This is a genomic window from Pseudomonas sp. (assembly GCF_037994325.1).
Taxonomy (GTDB): Bacteria; Pseudomonadota; Gammaproteobacteria; order Pseudomonadales; family Pseudomonadaceae; genus Aquipseudomonas.
Map to the genome: position 1 here is coordinate 1 of NZ_JBBNAH010000230.1, position 4299 is coordinate 4299.

Sequence of the window (4299 nt, forward strand, 5' to 3'; positions counted from 1 at the left end):
GGGCCGGCCGCACCGCATCTCCACCGCTGTACACCGATTGCGTAGGGGCGAGCTTGCTCGCGAAGCTCTCAAAATCAAAAGCTTCGCTACGGGTCTCATCTCCCGTTCATAAAAAAAGGAGACCCAGCTAATGCTGGATCTCCTTAAAAGGCTTGGGAAGAGTGGCCCCGCGCCTGGTGACTTCTAAAGCTGTGTAACCCTTAAACCGCCGCCTTCAGCGGCACCAAGCGCGGCGCGATCATGTTTTCCGGGCGCAAGATTTCGGCCAGGCTGGCGTCGTCCAGCAGCTTTTCTTCACGCACCAACTCCAATACCCCACGGCCACTTTCCAGCGCTTGCTTGGCAATGCGTGTGGCGTTTTCGTAGCCGATGTAGGGGTTAAGCGCGGTGATCAGGCCGATGGAGCTTTCCACCAGTTCGCGGCAGCGTTCTTCGTTGGCGGTGATGCCAACGATGCAGTGCTCGCGCAGCATGTCCATGGCGCGCTGGAGCAGGCGGATGGAGTCGAAGATTTTGTAGGCAATCAGCGGCTCCATCACGTTCAGTTGCAGCTGGCCGCCTTCGGCCGCCATGGTCAGGGCCAGGTCGTTGCCGATCACTTCAAAGGCCACTTGGTTGACCGCTTCCGGGATTACCGGGTTGACCTTGCCGGGCATGATCGAGCTGCCTGGCTGACGCGCGGGCAGGTTGATTTCGTTGATGCCGGTGCGCGGGCCGCTGGAGAGCAAGCGCAGGTCGTTGCAGATTTTCGATAGCTTGACCGCGGTGCGCTTGAGCATGCCGGAGAACAGCACAAAGGCGCCCATGTCTGAGGTGGCTTCAATCAGGTCGGCAGCCGGTACCAAGGGTTGGCCGCTGATCAGCGCCAAGCGCTCTACCGCCAAGGCTTGATAACGCGGGTCGGCGTTGATGCCGGTGCCGATGGCGGTACCACCCAGGTTTACTTCGGTAAGCAGCTCCGGCGCCAGGCTTTTCAGGCGCGCCAGGTCTTCACCGAGGGTGGTGGCGAAAGCGCGGAATTCCTGGCCGAGGGTCATCGGCACGGCGTCTTGCAACTGGGTACGACCCATCTTCAACACATGGCTGAACTCTTCACTTTTGGCCGCGAACGCTTGAATCAGGCTGTCGAGGCTGGCCAGCAGGGTGTCGTGACCAAGCAGCAGGCCCAGGCGAATGGCGGTGGGGTAGGCGTCGTTGGTGGACTGCGCCATGTTCACGTCATTGTTGGGGTGCAGGTACTGGTACTCGCCCTTGTTGTGGCCCATGGCTTCGAGGGCGATGTTGGCGATCACCTCGTTGGCGTTCATGTTGGTCGAGGTGCCGGCGCCGCCTTGAATCATGTCGACGACAAATTGATCGTGGAACTCACCGCGAACCAAACGGGCGCAGGCTTCGCTAATGGCCGCATGCTTGGGCGCGCTGAGGTGGCCCAGCTCACGGTTGGCGTCGGCGGCAGCCTGTTTGACCATCGCCAGGGCAACCACCAATTTCGGGTAGTGCGACAGCGTTACGCCAGACAGGCGAAAGTTGTGCACAGCCCGTAGGGTCTGAATGCCGTAGTAAGCGTCGGAACTGACTTCGAGGGTGCCAAGCAGATCTTTTTCGATGCGCGATGATGCAACAGGGGACATGATGAGGTTCATCTCAGGGTAGGCACGGGCTTTGCCGCGATGCAGGCTAGACTAGGGCTGAGGCGGTTTTAAGGCCAATGCTGTTAAACACTGGGGTATGCACAAACGGCATAATGCAGCTGTGACTGCCACTTGTCGGCGAGCGTAATAGCCTGTATCGCACCGGAGCCCGTATGAACCTCGAAAGCAAATGGCTGGAAGACTTTGTCACCCTGGCCGGCACCCGCAGCTTTTCCCAGGCGGCGCAAAAGCGCTTTGTCACCCAGCCGGCGTTTAGCCGACGTATTCGCAGTTTGGAGGAAGCACTGGGGCTGACCCTGGTGAATCGCTCGCGCACGCCAATTGAGCTGACCGAGGCGGGGCAACTGTTTCTGGTCACGGCCCGCAGCGTTAACGAGCAGTTGGGAGAAGTGGTGCGCCACCTCCATCACCTCGAAGGCCAGCAAGGCGAAGTGCTGCAATTTGCTGCGGCGCACTCCTTGGCCTTGAGTTACTTCCCGGCGTGGATCGCCCGGCTGCGCAACGAAGGGCTGAATATCGCCAGCCGCTTGATCGCCACCAACGTCGGCGAGGCTGTGCATACGCTGCGTGAAGGCAGCTGCGATTTGATTCTGGCCTTCTATGACCCCGACGCCGCCTTGCAGATGGACCCGGAAATTTTTCCGTCTTTATTACTCGGGCGCAGCGAAATGCTCCCGGTGTGTGGCGTGGATGCCGAGGGCAAAGCGCTATTCGATTTGGACAGCGGGCAGAGTGTGCCGCTGCTGGCCTATAGCGCTGGCGCTTTTCTTGGTCGTTCGGTGAACGCGCTGCTGCGTCAACGCGGGCTGCGTTCCACCACCGTGTATGAAACCGCGATGGCCGACAGTTTAAAAAGCATGGCGCTGCAAGGTTTGGGCGTGGCCTGGGTGCCGAGGTTGAGCATCAGCGCCGAGTTGGCCCGCGGCGAGCTGGTGGAATGCGGCGGCCCGCAATGGTTTTTACCGCTGGAGATTCGCCTGTACCGCTGCGCCTTGGTGCGCAAGGCGGCGATTCGCCTGCTGTGGCGCAAGCTCGAAGCCGGCGCTGGCTCGTAGGGTGTGCTATGCGCACCAAGCGATCTCCTGGGCTATGCCATGGTGCGCAGCACACCCTACGACGGCGTTTTTGCCCCGCCAAACGGTCGCTTTTAGCGGGTACTCTCCGCGCGATTCTTTACGTTATACTGCGCGGCCTTTGGCCGGCTCCGCTCCGGTCTCGCATACAAGCCACGCCTGGTTTTCCAGCGTGGCTTGTTAGTTTTTGCCGCGCCGCCAGGCGCCAATGAGAAGAGGCACGACGATGAGCGTACTGGTTGGCGTGATCATGGGCTCCAAGTCCGATTGGTCCACCCTTAGCCACACCGCCGATATGCTGGAGAAGCTGGGCATTCCTTACGAAGTGAAGGTTGTCTCCGCTCACCGCACACCGGATTTGCTTTTCCAGTACGCCGAAGAAGCCGAAGGCCGTGGCATTCAGGTGATCATCGCCGGTGCCGGTGGCGCCGCCCATTTGCCGGGTATGTGCGCCGCTAAAACACACCTGCCGGTGCTGGGTGTACCGGTGCAATCGTCGATGCTGTCGGGTGTTGATTCGCTGCTCTCGATTGTGCAAATGCCGGCCGGTATTCCGGTCGCCACCCTGGCCATCGGCAAGGCCGGTGCGGTGAACGCGGCACTGCTGGCCGCCAGCATCCTTGGCCACCAACACCCTGAGTTCCATGCCGCGCTGAAGAAATTCCGCACCGAGCAAACGGACAGCGTGCTGGATAACCCGGACCCGCGCGAGGCCTGATTGGCCTTGGGTTTACTGCTTTAGCTCACCTATCGAACGGGGCTGTTGAGATGAAAATCGGTGTAATCGGTGGCGGCCAACTGGGCCGTATGTTGGCCTTGGCAGGCACCCCGCTGGGCATGAACTTCGCCTTTCTCGACCCGGCCCCAGACGCGTGCGCCGCCGCCTTGGGCGAGCACCTGCTGGCCGATTACAGCGACAAAGACCACCTGCGCCAACTGGCTGATGAAGTCGATTTGGTGACCTTCGAATTCGAAAGCGTTCCGGCTGAAACCGTGGCCTTTCTCTCCCAGTTTGTGCCGGTGTACCCAAGCGCTGAGGCCCTGCGTATCGCCCGCGACCGCTGGTTTGAAAAGAGCATGTTTAAAGACTTGGGAATTCCCACGCCTGAGTTCGCCGACATCCAATCGCAAGCCGATCTCGACGCTGCCGTGGCCACCATCGGCCTGCCGGCCGTGCTGAAAACCCGCACCTTGGGTTACGACGGCAAGGGCCAGAAAGTGCTGCGCAAGCCGGAAGATGTGGTTGGCACCTTTGCCGAATTGGGCAGCGTGCCGTGCCTGCTGGAGGGTTTTGTACCCTTCACTGGCGAAGTGTCCCTGGTGGCCGTGCGCGCCCGCGATGGCGAAACCCGCTTCTACCCGCTGGTGCACAACACCCATGTGAACGGCATTCTTTGCCTGTCCATCGCCAGCACTGCACACCCGCTGCAAGGCCTGGCCGAAGACTACGTTAGCCGTGTGCTGAAACAGCTCGACTACGTTGGCGTGCTGGCCTTTGAATTTTTTGAAGTCGACGGCGGCCTGAAAGCCAACGAAATCGCCCCGCGTGTGCACAACTCCGGGCACTGGACCAT

Annotated in this window: 4 protein-coding genes; 3 read left to right on the plus strand and 1 reads right to left on the minus strand. The window is 60.6% G+C overall.

Annotated elements, in window-relative coordinates:
* Window positions 1-200 precede the first annotated feature (200 nt).
* On the minus strand, window positions 201-1631 hold the full coding sequence (aspA, locus tag AAAB16_RS07730; protein WP_340662825.1) for an aspartate ammonia-lyase: 1431 nt from the start codon (window positions 1629-1631) through the stop codon (window positions 201-203).
* Window positions 1632-1804: 173 nt separating this feature from the next.
* Between aspA and AAAB16_RS07735 the strand changes: the two genes are divergently transcribed.
* The 3 genes from AAAB16_RS07735 to AAAB16_RS07745 form a co-directional block, all read left to right on the plus strand.
* Window positions 1805-2707 carry a LysR substrate-binding domain-containing protein gene (locus tag AAAB16_RS07735; protein WP_340662826.1) on the plus strand — a complete coding sequence of 301 codons (903 nt, stop codon included), beginning with the start codon at window positions 1805-1807 and terminating at the stop codon, window positions 2705-2707.
* 244 nt (window positions 2708-2951) lie between these two features.
* Window positions 2952-3443, plus strand: a complete 492-nt coding sequence (gene purE / locus AAAB16_RS07740; protein ID WP_340662827.1) for a 5-(carboxyamino)imidazole ribonucleotide mutase — start codon at window positions 2952-2954, stop codon at window positions 3441-3443.
* Window positions 3444-3493: 50 nt separating this feature from the next.
* Window positions 3494-4299, plus strand: an 806-nt coding sequence (locus AAAB16_RS07745) for a 5-(carboxyamino)imidazole ribonucleotide synthase (protein WP_340662828.1), incomplete at its 3' end; no start/stop codon positions are given.

Bases quoted from the DNA above. Each gene is read 5' to 3' on its own strand.
- aspA (WP_340662825.1), bottom strand. From the start codon at position 1,631: ATGTCCCCTGTTGCATCATCGCGCATCGAAAAAGATCTGCTTGGCACC.
- AAAB16_RS07735 (WP_340662826.1), top strand. From the start codon at position 1,805: ATGAACCTCGAAAGCAAATGGCTGGAAGACTTTGTCACCCTGGCCGGC.
- purE (WP_340662827.1), top strand. From the start codon at position 2,952: ATGAGCGTACTGGTTGGCGTGATCATGGGCTCCAAGTCCGATTGGTCC.